Origin of the sequence: Pseudomonas sp. IzPS59, assembly GCF_014863505.1 — a bacterium.
Classification (GTDB): Bacteria; Pseudomonadota; Gammaproteobacteria; order Pseudomonadales; family Pseudomonadaceae; genus Aquipseudomonas; species Aquipseudomonas kribbensis.
The window spans coordinates 2,800,598-2,824,734 of sequence record NZ_CP062251.1 but is presented as its reverse complement, the minus strand read 5'-3'; the positions used below and the strand labels follow the sequence as shown (position 1 = coordinate 2,824,734).

Sequence of the window (24,137 nt, the reverse complement as noted above, 5' to 3'; positions counted from 1 at the left end):
GGTTCGCGCCGGCTTTTTACGTCACACGCTTACTTGTTGATCGACACGATGGTCGCCTTGCTGCCCTCCATCCGGAACGAAAACTTAACCTGGTCACCCACCGCCAACCCGGCCAGTTGTTCCTGAGTCGCGGCGAAGCCCATGGTCATCGGCGGCCACTGCAACGACGCTACGGCGCCATGTGCGATGGTCACGGTGTGCTTCGCTGCATCGATGGCCTTGATCGTGCCCTCGGCATTCGCGGCCGTTTTCTGTTGCGTGGCGGCCTGCATCTGCATGCCCTGCATGTCGTCCATCTTCATGCCGGGCATGTCTTCTGCCTGCACAGTAAAAGCGAACGCAACCAGCGTGCCGGCAACAGAGATCGGGATCAGTTTCATGAGGTTTTTCCTTCAGGTGGGAGGGTTTCAACGGACAAGTGACGACTGCGCATCAGTCGATACGCCGCCGGAATGACAAACAGGGACAACAACGGCGCCGTGACCATGCCGCCGACCATGGGCGCGGCGATGCGGCTCATGACTTCGCTACCGGTGCCGCTGCCCAGCAGGATTGGCAACAGGCCGGCGATGATCACGGCCACGGTCATGGCTTTGGGGCGTACGCGCTGCACGGCGCCTTCGCGAATCGCCGCGACCAGCCCGCGCTCGGTGCGGTCGCCGCCGTCTTCGCGTTCGGCCCAGGCATTTTTCAGGTAGAGCAGCATGATCACGCCGAACTCGGCGGACACCCCGGCCAGTGCAATGAACCCGACCCCGGTGGCCACCGACAGGTTGTAGCCCAGCAGGTAGAGAAACCACGCGCCGCCACTCAGGGCGAACGGAAGCGTGGCCATGATCAGCAGCGCTTCGTCGAAACGGGCGAAGGTCAGGTAGAGCAGCACGAAGATGATCAGCAGCGTGGCCGGAACCACGAGTTTCAGGCGAGCGTTGGCCCGTTCGAGAAACTCGAACTGCCCCGAGTAACTCAGGCTCATGCCCGGCTGCAGTTTCACCTGCTCGCTGACCGCTCGACGCAAGTCACCCACCACCGACGCGATGTCGCGACCGCGCACGTCGATGTACACCCAGCCGGACGGTCGGGCGTTTTCACTCTTGAGCATCGGCGGGCCGTCCGTGACACGGATTTTCGCCAGCATGCCGAGGGTGACCTGACTGCCCGAAGGCGTGTAGATCGGCAGTTGCTCCAGGGCGCCGGGCGAATCGCGCCACTCTCGCGGGTAACGGATGTTGATCGGGAAACGTGCCAGTCCCTCAATGGTTTCCCCGACATTCTCGCCGCCGATGGCCCCCGCGACGATGGATTGCACATCACTGATGTTCAGCCCGTAGCGGCCCGCCGCGTTCCGATCGATATCGACGTCGATGTAGCGGCCACCGGTCAGGCGCTCGGCCAGCGCCGAACTGACGCCGGGCACGTCTTTGGCAACACGCTCGACGGCCTGGGTCACCGCATCGATCTGGGCCAGGTCGTTGCCGGCGACCTTTACGCCGATGGGACTTTTGATCCCGGTGGCGAGCATGTCGATGCGGTTGCGGATCGGTGGAATCCAGATGTTGGTCAGGCCAGGCACCTTCACCACGCGATCCAGTTCTTCCACGAGTTTTTCCGGGGTCATTCCCGGACGCCATTGCTCGTGGGGCTTGAACTGGATCGTGGTTTCGAACATCTCCAGCGGTGCCGGATCGGTGGCGGTTTCGGCGCGACCGGCCTTGCCGAACACATGCTCGACCTCGGGTACGGTCTTGATCAGGAGGTCGGTCTGCTGCAGCAATTGCGCGGCTTTTTGCGCTGACAAACCCGGCAGGGCCGACGGCATGTACAGCAGATCGCCCTCGTCCAGCGGCGGCAGAAACTCGCCACCGAGCCGCGAGACCGGCCACGCTGCACTGATGAACACCAGCAGCGCCATCACCAGCGTGAACTTCGGTCGACGCAACACCGCATCCAGCGCCGGCTGGTAGATCCGGATCAGCCAACGGTTGAGCGGATTGTGGCGCTCATCCGGAATCCGCCCGCGAATCCAGTAGCCCATCAACACCGGCACCAGCGTCACCGACAACCCCGCTGCCGCCGCCATGGCGTAGGTCTTGGTGAACGCCAACGGGCCGAACAACCGTCCTTCCTGAGCCTGCAAGGTAAACACCGGGATGAACGACAGCGTGATGATCAACAGGCAGAAGAACAGCGCCGGCCCGACCTCCGCCGCCGCGTCGGTCATCACCTGCCAGTGACGTTCGCCCTTGAGCTCCTGCCCCGGGTTGGCGGCGTGCCACGCTTCGATTTTCTTGTGCGCGTTCTCGATCATTACCACGGCGGCATCGACCATCGCACCAATGGCGATGGCAATCCCGCCCAGTGACATGATGTTGGCGTTCAGCCCCTGATGGCGCATGACGATGAACGCAATCAGCACACCCACCGGCAACGAGATGATCGCCACCAGCGACGAGCGCAGATGCCAGAGGAAGATCCCGCACACCAGCGCCACAACGATGAACTCTTCGAGCAGTTTGTGGCTGAGGTTGTCCACGGCGCGATCGATGAGTTTGCTGCGGTCGTAGGTGGTGACGATTTCAACACCGGGCGGCAGGCTGCTTTTCATGTCTTCGAGCTTGGCCTTGACCGCCGCGATGGTCTCCCGGGCGTTCTTGCCGCTGCGCAAGACCACCACGCCACCGACGGTCTCGCCCTGGCCGTCCAGTTCGGTAATGCCCCGGCGCATGTCCGGTCCGGTCTGGACTGTGGCGACATCGCCCAGGGTCACCGGCACCCCGCCAGCGCCGAGTTTGAGCGGGATCGCGCGGAAATCATCGAGGGTTTTCAGGTAGCCGGACGCGCGCACGATGAACTCGGTCTCGGCCATTTCCAGCACCGCGCCACCCGTCTCCTGATTGGCATTGCCGATGGCTTCGCGCACTTGCCCCAGGGTGATGCCGAGGCTGGCCAGTTTTACCGGATCGGGCTGCACCTGATACTGCTTGACCATGCCGCCGAGGGTGGCGACTTCGGCGACGTTGGGCAGGGTCTTGAGCTCGAACTTGAGGAACCAGTCCTGCAACGCGCGCAACTGCGCCAGATCATGCTGGCCGCTGCGGTCCACCAGCGCGTACTGATAGATCCAGCCGACCCCGGTGGCATCCGGGCCCAACGCCGGCTTGGCACTGGCCGGCAGACGACTCTGGATCTGGCTCAGGTATTCCAGCACCCGCGAGCGCGCCCAGTATTGATCGGTGCCGTCCTCGAACAGCACGTACACGAAGCTGTCACCGAAAAACGAATAACCGCGCACGGTTTTCGCCCCCGGCACCGAGAGCATGGTGGTGGTCAGCGGGTAGGTCACCTGGTTCTCGACAATCTGCGGCGCCTGTCCGGGGTACGGCGTGCGGATGATCACCTGCACATCGGACAAATCCGGCAGTGCATCGATCGGCGTGCTTTGCACCGACCACACACCCCAACCGGTGATGAACAGCGTCGCCAACAGCACCAGAAAACGGTTGGCCACGGACCAGCGAATCAGCGCGGCAATCATGGCTGACTCCCCGAGGCTTGCTCGTCCGTCTCAAGCGGCGCAGCGACGATGCCCTTCAGACTGGCCTCGGAATCGAGCAGGAACTGGCCGGAAGTCACGACCTTCTGGCCTTCTTCCAGGCCTTTGAGAATCACCGTTTTGCCGTCGCTCTCCTGACCGAGCCGCACCTCCACCGGGCGATAGTGTCCCGTGTCCTCGGCCAGCATGACCAAGGCCCGCTTGCCGGTGCGGATCACCGCTTCGCTCGGCACCCACAGGCTGTCCTGCCCGGTCGAATGGTTCAACCGGACCTGCGCCGTCATCCCCGGACGCAAGCGCCCCTCGGCGTTGGCCAGTTCGACCCGCACGCGCAAGGTGCGGCTGTCTGAATTGGTGTCCGGCAGGATTGCACTGACCTTGCCGTTGAACACGGTGCCGGGAAATGCCGGCAACCGAGCTTCGATGGATTGGCCTTCGGCGATGGAGCCGGTCTGCGCTTCCGGCACCGCCACGGCGAGCCAGACACTGCCCAGCCCGTTGACCCGCGCCAGCGTCTCGCCGCTCGCCACGGTCATGCCGGTGCGCACGTTGAGCTCCTGCACCACGCCGGCCACCGGGCTGGTGACGGTGAGGTTCGGCTGAACCTTGCCGCTGCGATCCACCTGGGCAATCAGGCTCGATGGCATGCCGGTCAGTTGCAAACGCTGGCGCGCCGCTGCGATCAGTTCGCGGTCACCGCTGCGCTTGAGGGCCAGAAACTCGGTCTGCGCTGCCGCCCAGTCCGGTACGAGAATGTCCGCCAACGGCGCCCCCGCCGCCAGCACATCCCCCGGTGCCCGGGCGTAGACCCGTTCGACAAAACCGCTGGTGCGGGTCTGGATCACCGCCACGTCGCGCTCGTTGAAGGCCAGCACACCGGTCACGTCGAGGCTGGAGGAAAACCGCCCGCGCGCAACCGTTGCCGTGCGCAGCCCCAGATTCTGGGTCAGGCCCGGATCAATGCTGACCGTCGCATTGCCTGCGCCTTCGCTGGCGTATCGCGGCACCAGTTGCATGTCCATGAAGGGCGACTTGCCCGGTTTGTCGAACTTCTGCTGCGGGTACATCGGGTCGTACCAGTACAGGGCCTTGGGTTCGGCGCCCTGCTCCGCTGGCACGTCGGTTACGCCAGACATGTGCTGATAAGCCACGCCGTAACCAGCAGCCACACCCACAGCAAGTACGAGGCCGGCCAGACACAGGCCATGAAAATTTGGTCCGTTCACAGGCTGCTCTCCCCGTAAGCGAAATGCAGACGCGCAACGGTCAGTGCGCGCTGTTCTTCCACGTCGATCTGTTTGAGGCGCGCCTCGATGAGTTCGCGGCGGGCGCTGACCACGGCGTTCAGATCGCCCTTGCCGGCGCGATAACTGGCCAGGCTCAACTCGACCTTTTCTTTGGCCAGCGGCACCAGGCTTTGCTGGTTGCGCAGCACCGCCCGGTCGAGGCGCGCGTAGTCGGCCAGCTCGTTTTCCAGTTGTTCGGTGTGCTCCCGGGACAGGGCTTCGCGCTCAGCCTCGATCTGGCTGAGCTCGGCCTGGCGGGCAGCGATCTTCGGGTTCTGCCGCGATTCGGGAAACAGCGGCAGATCCCAGGAAAACTGCACGCTGACCATGTCGCCGAACTCGCGGCCACGGTGCTGGTAATCCACTTCCCAGCTCCAGTCGGACTTTTTCTCGGACACCGCTTCCTGCACCTTCGCCTGCGCTTCGCGGGCCATGGGCGCAAACGCGGCCAGTTCGGGATGGTGTTGCAGTTGATGATTGAAGGTGGCGGGTTCGACCGACCATTGCGGCAGGCTGCCTTCGGGCTTGTCGTTGGCAGCGGTGCCGATCCAGCGCTTGAGCGCCGCGCGAGCCTGGGCGCGTTCCAGCGTCAGGTTGTCTTCTTGCTCGGCCAGTCGGGCGGCTTCCTGCTTCGGCGTCACGGCGTCCGCAGGTTGCGCCCGGTCACCGGCAATCTGCGCCCGCACGGTATCGCTCAGCAGGCGGTTTTCCTTGTAGAAGTCCTGAAGCAGCGCCTGTTTGCGCTCCACCGAATAGCTGCCGATCCACGCCAGCGCGGTGGCCTGACGGACTTTCAGACGTTCGACGCGACGTTCCGCCGCCGCGCGCTCGATGCCCGCCTCGGCGACTTCGATACGCGCCTTGCGCTTGTCGCCGTTGGGCATGTCCTGGCGCCAGCCGACCATTTGCATGGTCATGAAGTCCTTGTCGAGGCTGTAGCGGTCCGGGCCACCCACGGGATAGCTCTGCACGCCCAGCACCAGTTTCGGATCGGGCAACTCCCCCGCCGGGATGGCGGCGCTGCTGGCGGCCTGAATTTTTGCATCTTGAGCGTTCAGCGACGGCGCATTGGTTTCCGCCAGCCGCAGCGCTTCATCGAGTGTCAGCGCGGCGGCGAAACCCGGCCACGCGAGCACGCTTGCTGCGAGGCCGACCACGACGGGCCAACCTGTGCACTTGAATGTCATGTTTACGATTCCTGTGATCGTCCGCTGTGCGCGGCGTAAAACACGCGCACAGCCAATCCACTCCGCCGGGGCGGAATGAGTTTTCAAGGGAGACAGGAATCAGACGCGGGGCGGTCGCCAGACCCCGGTCGGGGTCGCTACGGGCAGGGAATCACTGAAGAAAGAATGCGCAACGGGGCTGAACACGGTGACGGGCGGCTTGAGGATCGCGACTTGCAGCAGGCCGCCAGTCTTGCACTCCTGGCCCGGCTTGCAAGGCGCGCCGTGATCGGTGGGGCTTTTCATGTCCTTGCAGCAATCCATGCCCATGCCGTCCATCATCGCCATACCCATGGCTTGCATCGGGCAGGGTTCTGTCGGTGCCTGCACGCCCGCCATCCCGCTGAGGGGAAGCGCCAGGCTGATCAGGAAGACGAGACAAAACCGCAGGTAGCGTTTCATGGCCGGAAGTCTAGTTGCGAGAAACGGGATTCACAATCGGATGCCGGCGATATCAGCGGATGAGCATTAAGCCAGGATTAGCAACGGAAATTCATGCAGCGCTCGAACGATCACCTAACCTCATTGATTGTGTGTTCAACCGGAATCGCCAGTCCCATGCGCAACGCATTGAAGTCATTGATGTTCGTCGCCCTGATCCTGCTTGTCCCGGGGCTGGCCATGGTGTCGGCCGCAGATTTGTCGCCCTCGACCGACAGCGGTGCCCCGCTCCCCGGTGTCACCCAGAATGATCTGCAAGCCCTGCAACAACGCCTCGATGGCCTGAAGCAGCAGATCTCGTCCGCCAACAATTACAACCAGCTCGAAGGCCCCCAGGATCGGGTGCAGACGTTCATTCTGGACATCGATCGGCTATCGGCTTCGCTGCTGCCGCAGCAGGCACAACTGACCGTACAACTGGGCGTGCTGGGCGCGGCACCGACGGAAGCGGTGGCCGCCGAACAGGCCGATATCGCCGCGCAGCGAGCAGCGCTGATCGAGCAGAAGAACAAAGTCGATACTGCGCTGAAGAATCTGGCCACGCTCAAGCAGAACGCCACCGACCTGATCACCCAGATCGCCGGCATTCGCCGCACGTTGCTGGAAAGCGAACTCACCCTGCGCACCGACAGCGTGCTCAGCCCTGATTTCTGGTCACCGATAGTCGATCCCGATCCTGCCGATCGCCAACGCCTGCAGATGTTCGTCGACCAGATCAAGGAAACCGGCACCGAGGCCTGGCAACCGGGGCAACGGCTCTACACCAGCGTGCTGGTGGTGTTGTCGTTCCTGGTCTGGACCCTGGGTCGACGGCTTGCCGACCGCTGGCTGGCGTGGGTATGCATTCATCGCATGCCCGAAGGCCGCTTGCGCCGCAGTTCGCTGGCTTTCGCCTCGGCGCTGGCGACACTGGCGACCACTGCGATTGCCCTGGAACTGCTGTATTACGCCTGCACCCGGCATGTGCCGCTGCCGCCAATGCTGGCGACGTTTTCCGACGAATTCCAGAAAGTCGTGTACGCCTGCGTGATGATCACCAGCCTGAGCCGCGCCTTGCTGTCCACCGAGCACCCGTCGTGGCGGTTGCCGGCGATTGCCGAACCGGTGGCGCTCACGCTCAAGCCTTTCGCGAGAGTCCTCGCCGCGACGCTGCTGGTGCTGGTAACGGCGGTGCAGGTCGGCAACTCGTCCGGCATGAGCAGCCAGATCGTGATCACCGGCCGCGGCGTCATCGCGCTGGTGGTATTGGCCATCGTCACCGTGCTGCTGATGCGCGTCGGCAAGGTGCGCAAGGCGCTGGCGGCGGCCGGGGATGCGCAGGTGACGGGCAACACCCTGGCCGGGGTGATTTACACCGTGACCACGCTGGCGATGGTCATTTCCCTCGGTGCGTTGCTGACAGGCTACGTATCGCTGGCGCGGTTCATCACCTATGAACTGGTGTGGGCGTTTATCGTGCTGTCCGGTTTCTACCTGTTGATGCAGTTGCTCAAGGACAGCTGCGAATACGTCTTCTCGCCCCGCCATTCCAGCGGCAAGGCCTTGAAGCAACTGCTGGGCGTCGGCGACCGACGCCTCGAACAGGCCTCGACCCTGCTGGCCGGCGTGGGCCGGGCGGCGTTGCTGTTGCTGGCAGTGATCACGCTGTTCGTGGGCGGCATCGGCACCACGCTGGGTCAATTGGCCAACAGCATCGGCACCATTCTCGGCGGTGCCGGCCTGCGCAAACTGAACATCGTTCCCGGGCATTTGCTCAACGCCATACTCGCCCTGCTGATCGGTATATACCTGATCCGTGCCCTGCGCCGCTGGCTCGACAACGAGTTCCTGCCCAAGACCGACATGGACCCGGGCATGTGCGCGTCGCTCAGCACGCTGTTTTCCAACATCGGCTACGCGGTGGTGATTCTGCTGACGCTGTCGTCGCTGGGCGTGCAGTGGACCAATCTGGCGTGGATCGTCAGCGCGCTGTCGGTGGGCATCGGTTTCGGTCTGCAGGAGATCGTGAAGAACTTCGTCTCGGGGCTGATCCTGCTCACCGAACGCCCGGTCAAAGTGGGCGACCTGATCAGCATCAGCGGCGTCGAGGGCGACATCCGCCGGATCAACGTGCGCGCCACCGAGATCCAGCTCAGCGACCGCTCCATCGTGATCGTGCCCAACTCGCAACTGATCTCGCAGAACCTGCGCAATGTCACCCTCGGCGGCAGCGCCCAGGGCGTGGCGACGCTGGAGCTGATGTTCCCGCTGGACATCGACCCTGAACAGGTCAAAGGCCTGCTGCTCGACACCTACAAAGAGCACGAAACCATCCTCGGCAAACCGGCGCCTTTCGTGCGGTTCAGCAAACTTTCACCCGATGGCATCACGTTGACCGTGACCGGTTACGTCGACAGCCCGAGGATTGTCGGCAAGACCAAGAGTGATCTGTTGTTCGAGATTCTCAAGCGGCTGGGGGCGGCGGGGATTGAGTTGGCGAAGCCGCCGAGTACCTGATGGAAAGGCGGCTCGTCGTCCCGATGGTTTTAGAAGTCAGTCACGGTTGTTCCTGCAATGCTCCGGGCAAACTCGATGCCGAATACCCGAGCCGGTGTTTCAAAACCTGGCCGTCGTTCCCCCGCCAACACTCGACGAGCAGCCTCCACGGCCACCAACGGTGTGTAGGTATAGCCGTTGACCGTTTCAATGACCGACCGCGCGGCACTGCCGTTGACGCCAGAGACTTCGGCCACCGCACGGGCGCGATGAGCCTCACGCTGTTCGGCGCTGGGGCCGTCCGGCAACAGCGACAGATCGCCCTCGGGAAACGCGTCGCCACTGATGTGCACATACATGGCGATGTCGGGAATGCCGGTGGAGTGCCAACCGGTGACCAGGTCGCCGAACGATAGCGGTACGCAGACCACCGGCCCGTCGCCGAAATCGAATTGGCGGGGCTCGGCATCGGGCGTGGCGACCAGTTGTCCGTCGACACTGGCCAGCAGGCCCGCACCAACGATTTCACCGACACTCAAAGCCGACCCGCGAGACATGGAGCCGGCCACTTGCAGGGCGATCTTCAGTGAACGCGGTTCCTGTACGCGTCGAGCGACATGCATCGCCAGGCAATCGGTCGGCACCACATCCCAGCCGACGCCAGGCAGCAACATGACACCGGCCTTCGCGGCTTCGGCGCCTAGTTGCTCGGCCCGCCGATAGACATTGATCTCTGCGGTGATATCCAGATAGTCCACCCCGGCCTTGATACACGCCTGCATGAAAATGTCCGCCGTCTGCGCGAACGGCCCTGCAAAGTTCAACAGTACTGCAATGCCCCCCAGTGACTCTGCTGCGACGGCATCCGCAGCGAACACTCGATAAGGCACGTCCAGCTGCGCCGCGAGGGATTGGAGTTTTTCTGCTGTCCGGCCGGCGATGACGACATCGAGGCCCAACGACCGAGCGTGCTCGGCCGCCATGCGCCCGGTGTAACCCGTCGCGCCGTAGATCATTAACTTACTCATTGGGCGTGCTGCCATTTTTTGTAGACGAATTCCAGGCTGTAACCGTCCGGATCGAGGACGTTGGCCGCGTAATAGTCGGGGTCGTAATGCAAGCGTGCGCCCGGCGGGCCGTTGTCGACAGCACCCCGTTCAATGGCCACCGCGTAAGCCGCGTCAACCTCGGCCTTGCTGCTGGCGACAAAACCTACATGCACTGCCCGCCCCTCTACCACACCTGCGCGCAACCAGAAAAACATCCGGCCATGGGCACCGAAACCTTTCAGGTCGGGATGCCCCGGCGGGCCATCCTTGCCGTCGTAATCGAGCCTGGCGGTGATGCCAAGCGGGGTCAATACAGCCGTATAGAAATCAATGGAGCGCTGGATATCGCTGACTGACAGAAAAATATGATCAAGCATGGTGCTGCCTCGCGTTCAATGATCGGTTCAGATGAAATAGCCGCCCGCGACTTCAATGGACTGAGCGTTGATCCAGCCGCTCTCTTCGCTCAGCAACAGGGAAATGACGCGAGCGACGTCCTGCGGCTCGCCCACCCGGCCGAGCGCCGTTTGCGAGGCCAGCAAGGCCTCGAACTCATCATTCAAGCCACCGCCCAATTCAGTGCGTATCGCGCCTGGCGAAACCGCGTTGGCCCGAATCCGGCGATCCGCGAACTCCTTGGCCATGTAACGCGTCAGGACCTCAAGCCCGCCCTTGGCGGCGGCATATGGCGCCACGCCCGCTGTTGCGACACGGGTGGTCGCACTGGTCAGATTGACGATACTGGCGCCCTCCTCCATTAGCGGCAGCAGGGTTTGTGTGAGAAAAAACGGGCCCTTGAGGTGGGTGTTCAATAAACCGTCGAACTGCGCCTCGGTCACCGTTTCCAGCGAATTGAACAAGCCGTGGCCGGCGTTGTTGACCAGCCCGGACAGTCTTTCCACACCCCAGGTGGCCTGTAGTGCGTGCGCTACCTTCTGGCGGAAATCGTCGAACTGGCTGACGTCGGCAACGTCCAGTTGAATCGCCACGACGGTGCCGCCCGAGGCCTGGATACCCCGGACAACAGAGGCTGCCGCGTCGGCATTGCGTTGGTAAGTCAGGATGACGCCCATACCGCGCCGAGCACACTGCTCGGCCGCACTGGCGCCGATGCCACGGCTGCCGCCGGTAATAACGATAACGCTCATGCGCTACTCCAATGTCGTTTGAGGTGAGTCACCACAGTAGCCATCGGGCGGGCGGCGAGCGCAGCCATTCCTCTTCGAAACCTGCCTGTTTCTGCTTTTTGCTTGCGTGGATGTATTCGCGTGGGGTCAGATGCTCGGCATGAACAGCCAACTGACAGAACTTCGTACCCTGGCCCGACACGCCGAAAACCGCCGCACGGAAACGGGTATTCCGCGTGTCGCCATGGTTCAGGGCGAAATCCCCGAGCATTTGCTGGCGGCGGTTTACCAACCGATGATCAACCTGATTCTGCAAGGCAGCAAAACCATGACCATCGCCGACCGTACGCTGCATTACGACCCGGCGACCTACTTTGTCATGTCCATCGACCTGCCGGCGGTCGGCCAGGTCCACCCCTCTCCTGCCGGTGAGCCGTACCTGGCGGTCAGTCTGACGCTTGATCCGGTTGTCTTGACGACGCTGCTGGCTGATCTGCCCAAACCAGTCGGCCAACATGAACAGGACACCGGTTTTTCGGTGGCGGCTGTCACCCCGCCCTTGATGGATGCCTGGGTGCGCATGCTACGCCTGATGGGAAAACCTGAAGAAATCGCGGCACTGGCACCGGTCTACGAGCGGGAGATTCTGTACCGTGTCCTGCAAGGCCCCCATGGCTGGATGCTGCGTGACATCGCCGCCCCCGACAGCGCAATGGCACGCGTCAATCTTGCCATTGCGCACATACGACAGGACTTTGCCGAACCGATCCGGGTGGACGATCTGGCTCGGCTTGCGTCAATGAGCGTGTCAGCCTTCCACCGACACTTCAAAGCCGTTACGGCGCTGAGCCCATTGCAATATCAAAAGCGGGTTCGACTGCTGCAAGCCCGAACGCTGATGGTGGCAAGTACCAGGAATGTCACCCAGGCGGCGTTCGAAGTCGGGTATGAAAGCGCTACACAGTTCAGCCGTGACTACGCACGGGTATTCGGCTTGCCCCCCTCGCGGGACGCAGCCCGGATACTCGGGGAAACCCGAAGCGGTTGAACCTGTTCAATGCATCCCCCCCAAAAGGGGACACCCAAAAGGGGACGACACCCAAAAGGGGACAGATTTATTTTCTGAAAATAGATCTGTCCCCTTTTGGGGGGCAGTTGAGGCCCTTCAGCCCAATGGCCCGATACCATCTATAGTCACATCGTTCACCTCATGGGGATTCGTCAGAAGTTTGCTGTTGGCCGTGTTCGATCAGAACTCCAGTTCCCCTGACAACCCAAGTGAAAATGGAGAAAGTCATGGCCTTGGTCGATCCGCGGAACAACGAATACGACGTGAATAAACTTGGCACTGCCAGCGTCGTCGGTCATGTGAGCACTGACAGTGCCCGAATCTGGATTCGCGTCTATATGGCGGGAGAATGGACGCTGGTCTGGTCCGAAAAGGCGTTGGTCGGGGACCTGTTTACGCTTGATGGCAAAACCATTGAGTTGTTTCTCAAAGGTCAGGGGTGCGACCCGAAAAACATAATGTCGTACAAGTTCAGTGAAGACTCAGACCTGACCAACACCTTCGACATAGCCAATCTGAAACCGAACACCACCTACTACTATTACTTGATGAGTCAGAAGCCAGCGTCCAAAAGTATGTGGCGCAGAACAGAGATCGGGTATCAAAAGGTCTACTCCTTTACCACCATGGCGCAATCCATGCCCGATTTCAGCTTCGGATTCTATAGCTGCCATGACCCGTTCAACGCCAATAACAGCAATGGTGCGTGGCCATTGTTTCTCAGCCGGGCCAATAACGCGAAAGTCAGATTCGTCATTGGCGGTGGCGATCAAGTCTATGTGGACTGCCAGGAAAACAAATACTTTCCGGACATCTGGGAATGGCTGCAGAACAACAAGGACGATCTGATCGCGGCTTTTACAAAAGACGGAAAACTGCTCACTGCGGGCCTTGATGCTTACCTTCTGAGCCTCTACCGCTGGTATTACCGTGTGTACTGGAATTTCCCTCAGATGCAGGAGATCTTTTCGAAAACGCCTCAATACATGATTTGGGATGACCATGAAATCATGGATGGCTGGGGATCGCGAACCAACAAGGAACGTCTGGAAATTCTTTCAAGGTACTTCAAGAAAGACGACCCCGACATTGACCAGCAACTTATAGACTCAATGTGGAATGCAGCAAGAACAGCCTATTTTGAATATGGCCACAGTCACAATCCTCCTACCAACATTGTCAGGTCGTTATTGAAAACGCCCGAAAAATGCGTCTGGGACTATAACTTCACAAAGGGAACAACCCCATTCTATGTACTCGACCTGCGTGGGCATCATGATGTTGAAAGAGCCCAGAACAGACTTCTTGGAGATGATCAGGTTGCCCGCTTTCTAGGTTGGCTGGATACGCCCCCCGTCAAAAAATCAAAAATCGTGTTTGTGGTCAGTTCCGTTCCAGTCGTTCACTGGCGATCCATCGTATTGACGGCAGGGTCCTTGATTAACAGCCTCAAGGACGACTTCATGGATGAATGGGATCATCCCTCCAACCATGTTGAAAGAAACCTTCTGCTGGAAAAAATATTTGCCGCCTTCGATGCCGAGGGCCGGACCCTGGTGTTTTTAAGCGGCGATGTTCATTGTGCTGCCGCCTTCAGGTTGCAACACAAAATCTATCGCCAGGCCAACGTTTACCAGATCACCTCAAGTGCGATTTCGCGAATGCCCGCCGGGCAGGCTGTCTCTGCCGGAATAGCCAAATCCGGTACGCTCAGTGGTAATGATAATGTCCAGTTCGAGCACCTGTTCAGCCATTCGGAAGACAAGAATTTCGCGATTTTCCATGTGAAGAACAGTGATTCGATCACCGTCGATCTTTGCTGGCCGGGCGGCACCGAAGGCGAAGCCGTCATCAAGACCCTCGAGTTGGAATAGCGCACACAAAAGCACATCAAACAAAAGGGGACAGATTTATTTTCTGAAAATAGATCTGTCCCCTTTTGCGCTGCTTTTGCGCTGCCTCAAACCGCCTCGTGCTGATGATGCCTACGTGAACCCTGGACAGGGTGCGTAGGTGTGTCTGCTCCCCTGTCCCCCCACTCCAGGACAGGATCATGATTCCCGATATTCAATCCGCTGTTTTTTGCTATTCCCTACCGCAACCTGTTTGGCCGCAACGGTCTGAAGAGGTGGGCCCGACATGGTGAAATCACTGCTGGTCATTGCCGTGGGTGCATCACTGGGCGCCTGGTTGCGCTGGCTTCTGGGCATGAAACTCAACGCGCTGTTCCCCGCGATTCCTCCGGGCACCGTGGTCGCCAACATGGTCGGTGGCTACATCATCGGCCTGGCTATCGCATTCCTTGCTGCCTCCCCTTCGCTGAGCCCCGAGTGGCGGCTGCTGATCATCACGGGTTTCTGTGGCGGGCTGACGACCTTTTCTACATTCTCGGCCGAAACGGTTGCTTTGATTCAGGAAGGACGGCTGCTCTGGGCACTCGGCTCGATTTCGGTACACGTCGTCGGCTCGCTCGCAATGACTGCGGCGGGGCTGTTGTCCTATCAATTGATTGGCACGCGTTAAGGAGACCGAAATGAAAGGTTTTCTGGTGATTTTCTTCACTCAACAAAACCGCCGCCATCAAGGAAAGATGCTCGGTGACTGGATTGTTGATCTGGCAAAGGAACTGGGCCTGCGCGGCGCGACCCTTTCCACCGGCATCGAGGGATTCGGCCACACCGGCCGGCTGCATTCGTCGCATTTTTTCGAATTGGCGGATCAGCCGACCGAGATTCGCATGGCGATTACCGAGGAGGAGACTGAGCGATTGTTCAAACAGCTTGAGGCGGAAGACATCTCGGTGTTTTACATAAAGACGCCGATTGAAATGGGCTTTGTCGGTAAAAAGGCCGGTAACCCTCCGCCATAGTGCTTTAAAGGGGACAGATTTATATTCTGAAAATAAATCTGTCCCCTTTTAGCCTGATTTATATTCTGAAAATAAATCTGTCCCCTTTTAGCCTGCTTTTAGCCAATGCGGGTTATATCTGCCGGGTGAACCTGCATCACTCTTCAGTGGAAAGGCTTGGCTGCTGGCTGGCTTCAGCTTCCATCTTCAAGCGGTCAGCCTTGCTGATGTACTTGGGCTTGTTGCTTTTCGGTGCCAGTTTGGCGTTGGCCTTTCTGGATTTTTCCTTGAAGAGTTGTTGCAGTTTCTTTTGGCGGTTCATGGTGTCTTGCCCTGCTTGAAAGTTGTTGAATGATATCAGCCCTGAGTCGGGTTCAAGCGAGCACTTCGGTGATCCACCGCACCTGCCGGGTCAGGTCCTGCACCTTCTCTTCGGGCACCGCATGTCGCGCGCGACCGAAGTGCGTCAGAGTCTGCTGCTTGTGCCGCAACCGGTGCCGCCATTTGCTGACAAACGCCGGGCTGCGTTCCTGCAATTGCAGCGGCCCGAAGTACAGTTCTTCGGCGGAGTAAATCACCGGCTCACCACGCTCGGCTACGATGATTTCGTAGTCGAAGCGATTTTCCCGCAGGACTTCTTCGCAATGGATCCGGTAGTCGTTGTCCATCAGCCATTGGCGCAGCGGTTGCTCGCCGCCGTTGGGTTGCAGGATCAGGCGTTCGCGGCCGCTGAGACGTGCCTTGCCGGCTTCGAGAATGTCGCGGATGGTCTCACCGCCCATGCCACACATCGTAATCGCATTGATCCCGTCGGTCGGTTCGACAGCCATCAAGCCATTGGCAAGGCGCACGGTGATCTGCTCACCCAGATCGTTCTCACGCACAGTGCGCTCGGCTGAACGAAACGGCGTCAACGCCATCTCCCCCGCCACCGCAGCCTCGATTGCACCACGGCGCATCAACGCCACCGGCAGGTAGCCGTGATCCGAGCCGATATCGGCCAGGCGCGCACCAGCGGGTACGTGCGCAGCGACACGCTCCAGGCGCATGGACAATGTCTGTTCGTTCAACCGCAACCCCTTTTACGTCGAGCGTCCGGCACCACTGGCCGGATCGGGGCGCGATTCTGGAGGGCAACGTCGTGTATTTCAAATTTAAATGACCAAGCGCGACGATCACACCAACACCGTCAACCACGCCGACAGCAACAACAAAAACGCCAGCCCTGCATTCATGCGCCTGAATGCCCGTGGCGATCCAAAGAACCGCGCGCTGCCCACACCCAGCACCGCCCACGCCGTCATGCACGGCAGGCAGACCAGCAGAAACACAAAGGCCAGCAACAGCATTCGCATCTGTTCATCGCCATTTCCGCCAAACACGCTCACCACCGCCACCGCCATCATCCACACCTTGGGATTGATCAGTTGCAGGCCGGCGGCGCCATAAACACCAATTCCCTCTTCACCCGCCGTTGCCGGGTCAAGGGACGGCGGCGTACTGCGGAAGATCTGCCACGCCAGCCAGCTCAGCCACAGCACCCCGGCCCAGGCCATCGCCTGCTGCACACGGGGATAACGCAGCAGCGTTTCGCCAACACCGAGCCCGACCACCAGCACCACCAGTGCCGCCGACACGCAGGCGCCGAAGATGATCGGCAGCGTAGCCACCATCCCGCGCCGTGAACTGTGACTCATCACCAGAATATTGGTCGGCCCCGGGGTGATCGAGGCGACGAAGGAAAACAGCAGAAAGGGCAACAACGATTCCATGGGATGGACTCCGGATCAGAACAGGAGTCCATGGTCGCGGTTGCGAGACGTTCAGTCTGGAAGGTTTGAGCAGTAATTGAGGGAGTCTTCGGCGCGAAATAGAACCTAATCCAGCAGCTCACGTATGAGCAGGAAAAACTCCTTCGCCAACCTCTCTGCGATCTCTTCCGCACGCTCGATGCTGTCTACATATAACAAAACCGGATATTCGGAAAACTCCTCTTCCACTGCCTCGCCGTCGAAAGGGTCAATATTGTTTTTCAGCGTGAGGTGCTCTGACTCTTTATTTCCAAAGAAATAATATTCACCGCCGTGATAGGTGCTTTCGCGTCTTTCAAGGGAAAGTTTGAGACTTTCCTCAACTTTCAACCTGGCGGCTGAAACACTCAAATTTTTGACACCGTACAAATCGTAAGCAGCCATTAATGCACCCTTTGCAAACATGATGCCGGAGTACTCCAGCCTTGAACCTTGCGTCTTGCGCCACCTCCGCTAGATGCCAAGGAAGATCAGATAATTCTCAAACGTCCTCACAACTAATATCGAACCCACTTCCCCGTAGATATCAATTTCGGATTATCAGGGTCAACCAGATATACCCATTCCGGATCATGCCCCAATGAACCCACTAAAACACCTAACGCATTTGGGTTCTCGGGCGTCGTTGTGTGGTGCACTGCCCCTATATAGCTTCCGATACCATGAGAGCGCAGTTGAAAACGCAAAGAGCCATCAGCATTGTAGATGGCCGCATTATCAGGATAGTTAAAAAACCAGGGAAACTCAGGCGTGCTAAATTTTGAAGGCTCTTCATTGAAAACCACCAAAACCCCTGTTCTATCTTCAAGAAAATAGGGTGTCTCACTGATTGGAAGGCGTACTTCAACGCCATGTTCAAGAACTAGGTATTGCTCAAAACGTACGACTGGGTGTTCTAGTGCATATAGCATATTTTTTTTTGTATCTTCGAAGCTGGTAGAGGTCCCGTCCCAGCGGCAAAAACTCTCAAAGAGCAGACCATCATCGAATTCCCACTTCGTTCTGATTTCACTGATCAACTGACTCACTGCAACAACCTCACTGCCCCCCCATGAACTTCATACAACGTTGAATGGGTTCGGGGCGTTTTATCCATGGAACTCCCCTGATGTCCGTCACCAGGCAAGCGAGCTTCCTTCATAGCATCCCACATATCGCCCACGTCTCCATTAGGAATTCCGACGTTACACGGGGTTCAGTCTGGAAGGTTTGAGCAACGCTTGCGGTAGTCCGCCGGCGTGAGGTGATAGGCGCGGCGAAACCAGCGACCTAAGTGACTTTGATCGGCAAACCCCAGCGCACTGGCAACATCGGCAGGCGTTTCGCCTCGTGCCAGCAATTGCCGGGCCCGAGCCAGTCGCAACTGGATCAAGTAACCGTGTGGCGCCAGCCCGAAGGCCGACTTGAAGGCCCGGGTCAGCCGAAAGCGGTCAACCCCGCAGGCCCGGGCCAGATCATCCAGCCCGATGTCTTCGAAGGCATGGGCATGCAGGTAGTCCCGCGCCACCTGCGCCACGCGCGGCAAGCGTGGATCGAACGCCTGACGCTTGCGCCAGTCGAGGTGGGACGTCAAAGCCCCCAGCAAGTGGTCGACAGCACTCTGCCGGACGATGCGCAGGTCGCCGTGATGCAGGGCCTGAAAGGCTTGATTGATGGAAGTGGCCAGACGCGGGTCCTGGCTCAGGGTGTCGGCGAATCCGAGCTGACTGTTGTCCGGCGCCTGCTCGAACAGCGCCAGCAACTCTCGCTCCAGCCAGTGCGGATCGAGATAGAGCATGGAGTAGGTAAAGCCTTCCTCGGTGGGCGCATGCCCGTCGTGGATCTCCCCCGGCTCCAGCATGAAGATCTTGCCCGGCGTACTGAAATGCCGCACCCGTCGACAATCGAACTGCTGAACCCCTTGCTCGGTGACGCCCACCAGAAAACTGTCATGCCAGTGCGGATCGTAAGCATGGCCCTGGAAATGGGCACGGATCGACTCGATGCCGGTTTCGGCATCCTGGGACAGGTCGATCCAGTTGCGTTTATCCACGCAAAGGCTCCGGAAAATGGGTTCAGCCGCTACGTTACCGCGCTTCACGTCGATGCGTTTAGAAGATTTGTGCAGGTTGACCGGCGCAGGCCTGGCGCAAATTAAATGAACCCTCGGTTTCACCGCCCGCCTAACCGAATGACCATCAGGAGGTAGCTCATGCAAATCGAAACCACGTGGATCGTGCTGGCCATCATTCTTTTGCTCGTGGAACTGTGGGCAATCAACCGGGTACGCAAGAGCGAAGGAAAATCGAGCAACAAGGGCGTCTGGATCGTACTGATCGTGTTTGTACCGTTACTGGGACTGATCGCCTGGGCCCTGGCCGGACCGAAGCACGTAACCCAGGCCTGAATCTGCCAAAAGCGCGACACAACAGGCCCCGATCATTCGGGGCTTTTTAATGGACGGCGGATTTGTATCGCACTGTGTACGCAATGCCTGCGGATACACACGCCCTTAACTCGGGAGCAAAACCGAAACAGCACGGATACACCTGCAGGTTTTACTGGGCTCCAGTTCAGAAGGGTTCACCCAGAACCCCGTCCCCGTCGATTGCAAAGGAGCCTGACCATGAAGCATGCACTGCACACCACCGCTACCGGCAACATCCGTCGTCGCCTGCTGGGCCTGTCGATCCTCGCCACCGCCCTGATGCAATTCGGCACGTTCGCCAACGCTCAGTCGGCGGCGCCCGAACCGGTCAAGACCGTAGCCGCCAGCGTGAAGGCCGACCTGCCCTTCGGCCCGTTGAAACATGTGAAGGCCGGTGTGCTGGACGTGGCCTACGCCGAAACCGGCCCGGCCGATGGCCCGGCGGTGATTCTGCTGCACGGCTGGCCCTACGACATTCACAGCTACGATGAAGTCGCACCGATTCTGGCGGCCAAGGGTTATCGCGTGCTGATGCCGTACGCCCGGGGTTATGGCGATACGCATTTCCTTTCCGATAAGACCGTACGCAACGGTCAGCCAGCGGCGCTCGCCAGTGACGTGATTGATTTCATGGATGCGCTGAAGATCAAAACTGCCGTGCTCGGCGGCTACGATTGGGGCGCGCGTTCGGCGGACATCGTCTCGGCGCTGTGGCCGGAGCGAGTGAAAGCCCTGGTGTCGGTCAGCGGTTACCTGATCGGCAATCAGGCCGCCGGCAAGAACCCGCTGCCGCCCAAGGCCGAGCTGCAATGGTGGTATCAGTTCTACTTCGCCACCGACCGTGGTGCCGCCGGTTACGCCAAGAACACCCATGATTTCGCCAAGCTGATCTGGCAGACGGCCTCACCGAAATGGGCGCTGGACGACGCCACGTTTGACCGCAGCGCCAAGGCCCTGGAAAACCCCGATCACGTCGCCATCACCGTGTTCAACTACCGCTGGCGCCTGGGCCTGGTGCAGGGTGAAAGTCAGTACGAGGCGCTGGAGCAGAAACTCGCCACCGCACCGTCGATCAGCGTCCCGACCATCACCCTGGAAGGCGATGCCAACGGCGCGCCACACCCGGCACCCGAGGATTACGCCAAACGCTTCACCGGCAAGTACGAGTTCCGTCTGATCAACGGCGGCATCGGCCACAACCTGCCACAGGAAAGTCCGCAAACCTTCGCCAAGGCGATCATCGACGCCGATCACCTCTGAAGATGTACCTGAAAACGGCTCGTCATTTGACGAGCCGTTTTTCCTTGGACGGCCGATAACCGAAATAGGCGCTGTAGCACTTGCTGAAATGGCTCGGCGAGACGAATCCGCAAGCCACCAGCACATCCACCTGGGACAGCTCGGTGTGTTGCAGCAGACGCCGGGCCTCGGTGATGCGCAGTTCCATGTAATAACGCTGCGGTGTGGTGCCCAGTTGTTCCTTGAACAGCCGCTCCAGCTGACGCCGGGAACGCCCGGCGTACACCGCCAGTTGTTCCAGTTCCAGCGGCTCTTCGAGGTTGGCGTCCATCAGCTTCACCACTTCGCGCAACGGCGCGCTGACACTGATGTTTTCGGTGGGTTTGATCCGCCGGTAGCGCGACTCCTCGAACGCCAGAATGTCTTCGATGCCCTCGACCAGCGCCTTGTCGTGCAGCCCCTTGATCCAGTCCAGCGCCATGTGGAATGCCCCGGAAGGACTCGACGCCGTCAACCGGTCGCGATCAATCACGTAAGGCTCGCTGCTGACCTGGGTGGCCTTGGAGATTTCCGCCAGCGCCGGCCGATGCTCCGGGTGAATCGCACAGCGATACCCTTCCAGCACCCCTGCCCGCCCCAGAAACCATGAACCGTTCCACAATCCGGCCAACAGCACGCCAGCCTCGGCGGCCATTTTCAGCAGGCCGATGAACTCGTCGCTGGCCTTCAATTCCGTGCGGTAACCGCCGCAGATCACCAGCAAGTCCAGTTCCTGCAACACGCTCGCCTCAAGCCGTGAATCCGGGCGGATCACCAGCCCCAGATCGCTGATCACTTCGCCGTCGCTCAAGCCGAAGGTGCGTGTAGAGAACAGACCGGGGCGCAGCAGATTGGCAGTGACAAGGGTGTCCAGTGCCTGGGTAAAGGCTGGCAGGGAAAAATGCTCCAGCAGCACGAACCCCGTGCGGGTCATGCGCCCCGCCCCGGAGGAAGGCTCGTTCAGGTAGCGAAGGTTCTTGCCCTTCATGCCACCGCTGAATTGACGTCGTTCGATCAAGATGCGGTCCATCAGTTACTTGTTATGCCGCCATGCTAACCGCCGGGGCGGCAAAATACTCGGGAATGAATGCAATTCGCCCCGACCGGTACAAACGTGCCGGTCGGGGCGAAAGTGACCTGCAAAAAACCGCGATGAATCAGGACGCGTCGATCCAGATGGTTTTCAGCTCGGTGTACTGGTCATGGGCCCAGATCGACTTGTCACGCCCACCGAAACCCGATTCCTTGTAGCCGCCGAAAGGCGTCGAAGCATCGCCCTCGCCGAAGCAGTTCACGGTGACGATACCGGCGCGGATCCCCCGCGAGAGTTTCAGCGCATGGCGCAGGCTGCCGGTGTAGGCCGAGGCCGCCAGACCATAAGCCGTGTCGTTGGCCAGGCTGATCGCTTCGTCAACCGAAGTGAACGTGGTCACGCTCAGCACCGGGCCGAAGATTTCTTCCTGGAACAGACGACTGTCACGGCTGACGCCATCGACGATGGTCGGCTCGACGAAAATGTTGTCGGCCGTGTTGCCCCCCGCCAGCATCGACAGGTTTTCCTCCCGGGCATGGTCGAGGTACGAACGGACCTTCTCGAAATGCGCCTTGCTGATCATCGAGCCCAGACGGTTTTCCGGGTCCAGTGGATCGCCCATTTTCCAGTCGGCCAAATGCACCTGCACGCGCTGGAGCAATTGGTCCTTGATGTCGGTGTGCACGATCAGCCGCGACGAAGCCGAGCAGTTTTCCCCCATGTTCCAGAACGCGCCGTTGACCACGTGTTGGGCGACCAGATCGACGTCTTCGACGTCGTTCATCACCACCGCCGGGTTCTTGCCGCCGCATTCCAGCACGATGCGTTTCAGGTTGGACTCACTGGAGTACTTGAGGAACAACCGCCCGGTGTCGGTGGACCCGGTGAAGCTGACCATCGCGACGTCCGGATGACGGCCCAGCGGTTCGCCCGCCTCCTTGCCACCGCCGGGCACCACGTTGAACACACCGGCCGGAATCCCGGCCTGATGCGCCAGTTCGGCCACGCGCAGGGTGCTCAGGGTGGTTTCCTTGGCCGGTTTGACCACAATCGAGCAACCAGCGGCCAGCGACGGGCCGATCTTCCATGCGAGCATCAGCAGCGGGAAATTCCACGGCAACACCAGGCCGACCACGCCGATCGGCTCGCGCACCACCATGGTCACCGCGCCGTTACCGGTCGGTGCGGTCGAGTCGTAGATCTTGTCGATCAGTTCGGCGTGCCAGCGCAGGGTATGGATCGTCTCAGGCACGTCGATGTTCTGGCATTCGCGGATCGGTTTGCCGCTGTCCAGGCTTTCCAGCACCGCCAGTTCATGGGCATGGTCTTCCAGCAATTGAGCGAACCGCAGCAACACCGATTTACGCGCCGACGGCGCCAGCCCTTGCCAGCGCCCGTCCTCGAACGCAGCCTTGGCGGCGGCGACAGCGACGTCCACGTCCTGTGCACCGCACGCTGCGATTTCGGTCAACACCGCTTCAGTCGCCGGGTTGGTCGTGGTGAACGTCTTGCCGGACAGCGCGCTGCGAAACTCGCCGTTGATGAACGCCTGATTGCGAAATTCAAGCTTCGCCGCCAGTTCGCGGTATTGCGCTTGACTCAGAAGATCGGCCATTTCAAACCTCCGCGACGATGCGCGCCACATTCTGCTTCAGGGTTTTGATCACGCTTTCCAGCACTTCCTTCTCGGACGCTTCCAGCGGCTGCATCGGCTTGCGCACGCCGCCGGCACGCAGGCCGACCAGGTCGCTGCCGTGCTTGATCGACTGAACGAACTTGCCGCTCTCCAGCACATCCATCAGCGGTAACAGCGCCGACATGATCCGCCGGCCCTTGTCGAAGTTCTTCTCCAGAACGCAGGCTTCGTACAGCGCGATGTGCTCGGCCGGAATGAAGTTCGAACCGGCACAGACCCAGCTGCGCGCACCCCAGGCGAAGAACTCCAGGGCCATGTCGTCCCAGCCGCAGGACAGCTGGATCGAAGGATGCGAATGCGCCAGACGATGCAACTGGGCGGTGTCGCCGGAGCTTTCCTTGATCGCGACGATGTTCTTGCAGCCGGCAATCGCCTCGAAGAATTCAGGGCCCATCGCTACGCCCATCCGCGCCGGGTAGTTGTAGAGCATGATCGGCAGGCCGGCGGCCTTGTCCACGGCCAGCACGTGGGCGGCGATCTCCTTTTGCGTCGGCAAGGCATACGGCGGCGAGCCCACCAGAATCGCGTCGGCTTCAATCGACTTGGCATGCTCGGCGAAGGCCACCGCATCTTCGGTGCGAATCCCGCCCGTGCCGATCACCAGCGGAATGCGGCCATTGATCACCTCCCTGGCGCGCTCGGCCACTTTCAGCCTCTCAGCGGTGGTGTGGGCGTAGTACTCGCCGGTCGAACCACCGATGACGATGCCGTGAACCCGCGACTCGATCAGATACTCGAGCACCTCGTCGAAGGCCGAGTAATCGATCTGGCCATTGGCGGACAAAGGCGTAATGGCAGGGGTAAAGATGCCGTCAAAGTTCATAGGGTTTTCTCCAGT

General features: G+C 60.2%; 24 protein-coding genes. 7 read left to right on the top strand and 17 right to left on the bottom strand.

The window, feature by feature from the left end:
- Positions 1–29 precede the first annotated feature (29 nt).
- The 5 genes from IF189_RS12595 to IF189_RS12575 form a co-directional block, all read right to left on the bottom strand.
- Positions 30–380, bottom strand: coding sequence for a copper-binding protein (locus tag IF189_RS12595; protein ID WP_134826627.1), 351 nt, complete (start codon positions 378–380; stop codon positions 30–32).
- A complete protein-coding gene (locus IF189_RS12590) occupies positions 377–3,535 on the bottom strand; it encodes an efflux RND transporter permease subunit (RefSeq protein WP_192553430.1) in 3,159 nt (1,052 codons plus the stop codon). The genes IF189_RS12595 and IF189_RS12590 overlap by 4 nt, the downstream gene beginning before the upstream one ends.
- On the bottom strand, positions 3,532–4,779 hold the full coding sequence (locus tag IF189_RS12585; RefSeq protein WP_134826625.1) for an efflux RND transporter periplasmic adaptor subunit: 1,248 nt from the start codon (positions 4,777–4,779) through the stop codon (positions 3,532–3,534). The genes IF189_RS12590 and IF189_RS12585 overlap by 4 nt, the downstream gene beginning before the upstream one ends.
- The gene (locus IF189_RS12580) at positions 4,776–6,026 is read right to left on the bottom strand and encodes a TolC family protein (protein WP_192553429.1); all 1,251 of its coding nucleotides are present in this window, start codon (positions 6,024–6,026) and stop codon (positions 4,776–4,778) included. The genes IF189_RS12585 and IF189_RS12580 overlap by 4 nt, the downstream gene beginning before the upstream one ends.
- A 99-nt stretch (positions 6,027–6,125) precedes the next feature.
- Positions 6,126–6,467, bottom strand: a complete 342-nt coding sequence (locus IF189_RS12575; protein WP_134826623.1) for a hypothetical protein — start codon at positions 6,465–6,467, stop codon at positions 6,126–6,128.
- Between the two features lie 156 nt (positions 6,468–6,623).
- Between IF189_RS12575 and IF189_RS12570 the strand changes: the two genes are divergently transcribed.
- The gene (locus IF189_RS12570; protein ID WP_192553428.1) at positions 6,624–9,002 is read left to right on the top strand and encodes a DUF3772 domain-containing protein; all 2,379 of its coding nucleotides are present in this window, start codon (positions 6,624–6,626) and stop codon (positions 9,000–9,002) included.
- Between the two features lie 29 nt (positions 9,003–9,031).
- Here IF189_RS12570 and IF189_RS12565 read toward each other — a convergent pair whose 3' ends face one another.
- The 3 genes from IF189_RS12565 to IF189_RS12555 are packed head-to-tail and all read right to left on the bottom strand — an operon-like array spanning position 9,032 to position 11,178.
- Positions 9,032–10,009: a saccharopine dehydrogenase family protein gene (locus IF189_RS12565; RefSeq protein WP_192553427.1), complete on the bottom strand. Its 978-nt coding sequence runs from the start codon at positions 10,007–10,009 to the stop codon at positions 9,032–9,034.
- Positions 10,006–10,407: a VOC family protein gene (locus tag IF189_RS12560; protein WP_114882545.1), complete on the bottom strand. Its 402-nt coding sequence runs from the start codon at positions 10,405–10,407 to the stop codon at positions 10,006–10,008. The genes IF189_RS12565 and IF189_RS12560 overlap by 4 nt, the downstream gene beginning before the upstream one ends.
- Positions 10,408–10,434: 27 nt before the next feature.
- The gene (locus IF189_RS12555; RefSeq protein ID WP_192553426.1) at positions 10,435–11,178 is read right to left on the bottom strand and encodes an SDR family NAD(P)-dependent oxidoreductase; all 744 of its coding nucleotides are present in this window, start codon (positions 11,176–11,178) and stop codon (positions 10,435–10,437) included.
- A 139-nt stretch (positions 11,179–11,317) separates the two neighbouring features.
- Between IF189_RS12555 and IF189_RS12550 the strand changes: the two genes are divergently transcribed.
- The 4 genes from IF189_RS12550 to IF189_RS12535 all read left to right on the top strand — a co-directional run bounded on the left by IF189_RS12550 (position 11,318) and on the right by IF189_RS12535 (position 15,095).
- The gene (locus IF189_RS12550; protein ID WP_192553425.1) at positions 11,318–12,205 is read left to right on the top strand and encodes an AraC family transcriptional regulator; all 888 of its coding nucleotides are present in this window, start codon (positions 11,318–11,320) and stop codon (positions 12,203–12,205) included.
- A 248-nt stretch (positions 12,206–12,453) separates the two neighbouring features.
- Entirely contained in the window at positions 12,454–14,100 is a 1,647-nt protein-coding gene (locus IF189_RS12545; RefSeq protein ID WP_192553424.1) for an alkaline phosphatase D family protein, read from the top strand.
- 265 nt (positions 14,101–14,365) lie between these two features.
- Complete coding sequence (gene crcB, locus IF189_RS12540) at positions 14,366–14,749, top strand: fluoride efflux transporter CrcB (RefSeq protein WP_134826617.1); 384 nt, start codon at positions 14,366–14,368, stop codon at positions 14,747–14,749.
- A gap of 10 nt (positions 14,750–14,759) precedes the next feature.
- Positions 14,760–15,095, top strand: coding sequence for a DUF190 domain-containing protein (locus IF189_RS12535; protein WP_134826616.1), 336 nt, complete (start codon positions 14,760–14,762; stop codon positions 15,093–15,095).
- Between the two features lie 136 nt (positions 15,096–15,231).
- Here the strand turns inward: IF189_RS12535 and IF189_RS12530 are convergent, their stop codons facing one another.
- The 6 genes from IF189_RS12530 to IF189_RS12505 all read right to left on the bottom strand — a co-directional run bounded on the left by IF189_RS12530 (position 15,232) and on the right by IF189_RS12505 (position 18,917).
- Positions 15,232–15,396, bottom strand: coding sequence for a DUF2986 domain-containing protein (locus IF189_RS12530; protein WP_134826615.1), 165 nt, complete (start codon positions 15,394–15,396; stop codon positions 15,232–15,234).
- Between the two features lie 52 nt (positions 15,397–15,448).
- Complete coding sequence (locus IF189_RS12525; protein WP_192553423.1) at positions 15,449–16,144, bottom strand: tRNA (adenine(22)-N(1))-methyltransferase; 696 nt, start codon at positions 16,142–16,144, stop codon at positions 15,449–15,451.
- Between the two features lie 105 nt (positions 16,145–16,249).
- A complete protein-coding gene (locus tag IF189_RS12520) occupies positions 16,250–16,846 on the bottom strand; it encodes a LysE family translocator (RefSeq protein ID WP_192553422.1) in 597 nt (198 codons plus the stop codon).
- A gap of 105 nt (positions 16,847–16,951) precedes the next feature.
- Complete coding sequence (locus tag IF189_RS12515; RefSeq protein WP_134826612.1) at positions 16,952–17,269, bottom strand: hypothetical protein; 318 nt, start codon at positions 17,267–17,269, stop codon at positions 16,952–16,954.
- 113 nt (positions 17,270–17,382) lie between these two features.
- A complete protein-coding gene (locus IF189_RS12510; protein ID WP_134826611.1) occupies positions 17,383–17,913 on the bottom strand; it encodes a hypothetical protein in 531 nt (176 codons plus the stop codon).
- A gap of 167 nt (positions 17,914–18,080) precedes the next feature.
- Positions 18,081–18,917 (bottom strand): AraC family transcriptional regulator, encoded by an 837-nt coding sequence (locus IF189_RS12505; RefSeq protein ID WP_192553421.1) that lies wholly within the window; start codon positions 18,915–18,917, stop codon positions 18,081–18,083.
- A gap of 159 nt (positions 18,918–19,076) precedes the next feature.
- Between IF189_RS12505 and IF189_RS12500 the strand changes: the two genes are divergently transcribed.
- Together IF189_RS12500 and IF189_RS12495 are read left to right on the top strand one after the other, a co-directional pair.
- Positions 19,077–19,271: a PLDc N-terminal domain-containing protein gene (locus tag IF189_RS12500; protein WP_119429086.1), complete on the top strand. Its 195-nt coding sequence runs from the start codon at positions 19,077–19,079 to the stop codon at positions 19,269–19,271.
- 219 nt (positions 19,272–19,490) lie between these two features.
- Positions 19,491–20,552, top strand: a complete 1,062-nt coding sequence (locus IF189_RS12495; RefSeq protein ID WP_192553420.1) for an alpha/beta fold hydrolase — start codon at positions 19,491–19,493, stop codon at positions 20,550–20,552.
- A gap of 22 nt (positions 20,553–20,574) precedes the next feature.
- Here IF189_RS12495 and IF189_RS12490 read toward each other — a convergent pair whose 3' ends face one another.
- The 3 genes from IF189_RS12490 to IF189_RS12480 all read right to left on the bottom strand — a co-directional run bounded on the left by IF189_RS12490 (position 20,575) and on the right by IF189_RS12480 (position 24,122).
- Complete coding sequence (locus IF189_RS12490) at positions 20,575–21,600, bottom strand: GlxA family transcriptional regulator (RefSeq protein WP_119429088.1); 1,026 nt, start codon at positions 21,598–21,600, stop codon at positions 20,575–20,577.
- Between the two features lie 127 nt (positions 21,601–21,727).
- Positions 21,728–23,218, bottom strand: coding sequence for an aldehyde dehydrogenase (locus IF189_RS12485; protein WP_192553419.1), 1,491 nt, complete (start codon positions 23,216–23,218; stop codon positions 21,728–21,730).
- Position 23,219: 1 nt separating this feature from the next.
- Positions 23,220–24,122, bottom strand: a complete 903-nt coding sequence (locus IF189_RS12480; RefSeq protein ID WP_192553418.1) for a dihydrodipicolinate synthase family protein — start codon at positions 24,120–24,122, stop codon at positions 23,220–23,222.
- Between the last annotated feature and the right edge of the window lie 15 nt (positions 24,123–24,137).

Bases quoted from the DNA above. Each gene is read 5' to 3' on its own strand.
- IF189_RS12595 (WP_134826627.1), bottom strand. From the start codon at position 380: ATGAAACTGATCCCGATCTCTGTTGCCGGCACGCTGGTTGCGTTCGCT.
- IF189_RS12590 (WP_192553430.1), bottom strand. From the start codon at position 3,535: ATGATTGCCGCGCTGATTCGCTGGTCCGTGGCCAACCGTTTTCTGGTG.
- IF189_RS12580 (WP_192553429.1), bottom strand. From the start codon at position 6,026: ATGACATTCAAGTGCACAGGTTGGCCCGTCGTGGTCGGCCTCGCAGCA.
- IF189_RS12575 (WP_134826623.1), bottom strand. From the start codon at position 6,467: ATGAAACGCTACCTGCGGTTTTGTCTCGTCTTCCTGATCAGCCTGGCG.
- IF189_RS12570 (WP_192553428.1), top strand. From the start codon at position 6,624: ATGCGCAACGCATTGAAGTCATTGATGTTCGTCGCCCTGATCCTGCTT.
- IF189_RS12565 (WP_192553427.1), bottom strand. From the start codon at position 10,009: ATGAGTAAGTTAATGATCTACGGCGCGACGGGTTACACCGGGCGCATG.
- IF189_RS12560 (WP_114882545.1), bottom strand. From the start codon at position 10,407: ATGCTTGATCATATTTTTCTGTCAGTCAGCGATATCCAGCGCTCCATT.
- IF189_RS12555 (WP_192553426.1), bottom strand. From the start codon at position 11,178: ATGAGCGTTATCGTTATTACCGGCGGCAGCCGTGGCATCGGCGCCAGT.
- IF189_RS12550 (WP_192553425.1), top strand. From the start codon at position 11,318: ATGAACAGCCAACTGACAGAACTTCGTACCCTGGCCCGACACGCCGAA.
- IF189_RS12545 (WP_192553424.1), top strand. From the start codon at position 12,454: ATGGCCTTGGTCGATCCGCGGAACAACGAATACGACGTGAATAAACTT.
- crcB (WP_134826617.1), top strand. From the start codon at position 14,366: ATGGTGAAATCACTGCTGGTCATTGCCGTGGGTGCATCACTGGGCGCC.
- IF189_RS12535 (WP_134826616.1), top strand. From the start codon at position 14,760: ATGAAAGGTTTTCTGGTGATTTTCTTCACTCAACAAAACCGCCGCCAT.
- IF189_RS12530 (WP_134826615.1), bottom strand. From the start codon at position 15,396: ATGAACCGCCAAAAGAAACTGCAACAACTCTTCAAGGAAAAATCCAGA.
- IF189_RS12520 (WP_192553422.1), bottom strand. From the start codon at position 16,846: ATGGAATCGTTGTTGCCCTTTCTGCTGTTTTCCTTCGTCGCCTCGATC.
- IF189_RS12515 (WP_134826612.1), bottom strand. From the start codon at position 17,269: ATGGCTGCTTACGATTTGTACGGTGTCAAAAATTTGAGTGTTTCAGCC.
- IF189_RS12500 (WP_119429086.1), top strand. From the start codon at position 19,077: ATGCAAATCGAAACCACGTGGATCGTGCTGGCCATCATTCTTTTGCTC.
- IF189_RS12495 (WP_192553420.1), top strand. From the start codon at position 19,491: ATGAAGCATGCACTGCACACCACCGCTACCGGCAACATCCGTCGTCGC.
- IF189_RS12490 (WP_119429088.1), bottom strand. From the start codon at position 21,600: ATGGACCGCATCTTGATCGAACGACGTCAATTCAGCGGTGGCATGAAG.
- IF189_RS12485 (WP_192553419.1), bottom strand. From the start codon at position 23,218: ATGGCCGATCTTCTGAGTCAAGCGCAATACCGCGAACTGGCGGCGAAG.
- IF189_RS12480 (WP_192553418.1), bottom strand. From the start codon at position 24,122: ATGAACTTTGACGGCATCTTTACCCCTGCCATTACGCCTTTGTCCGCC.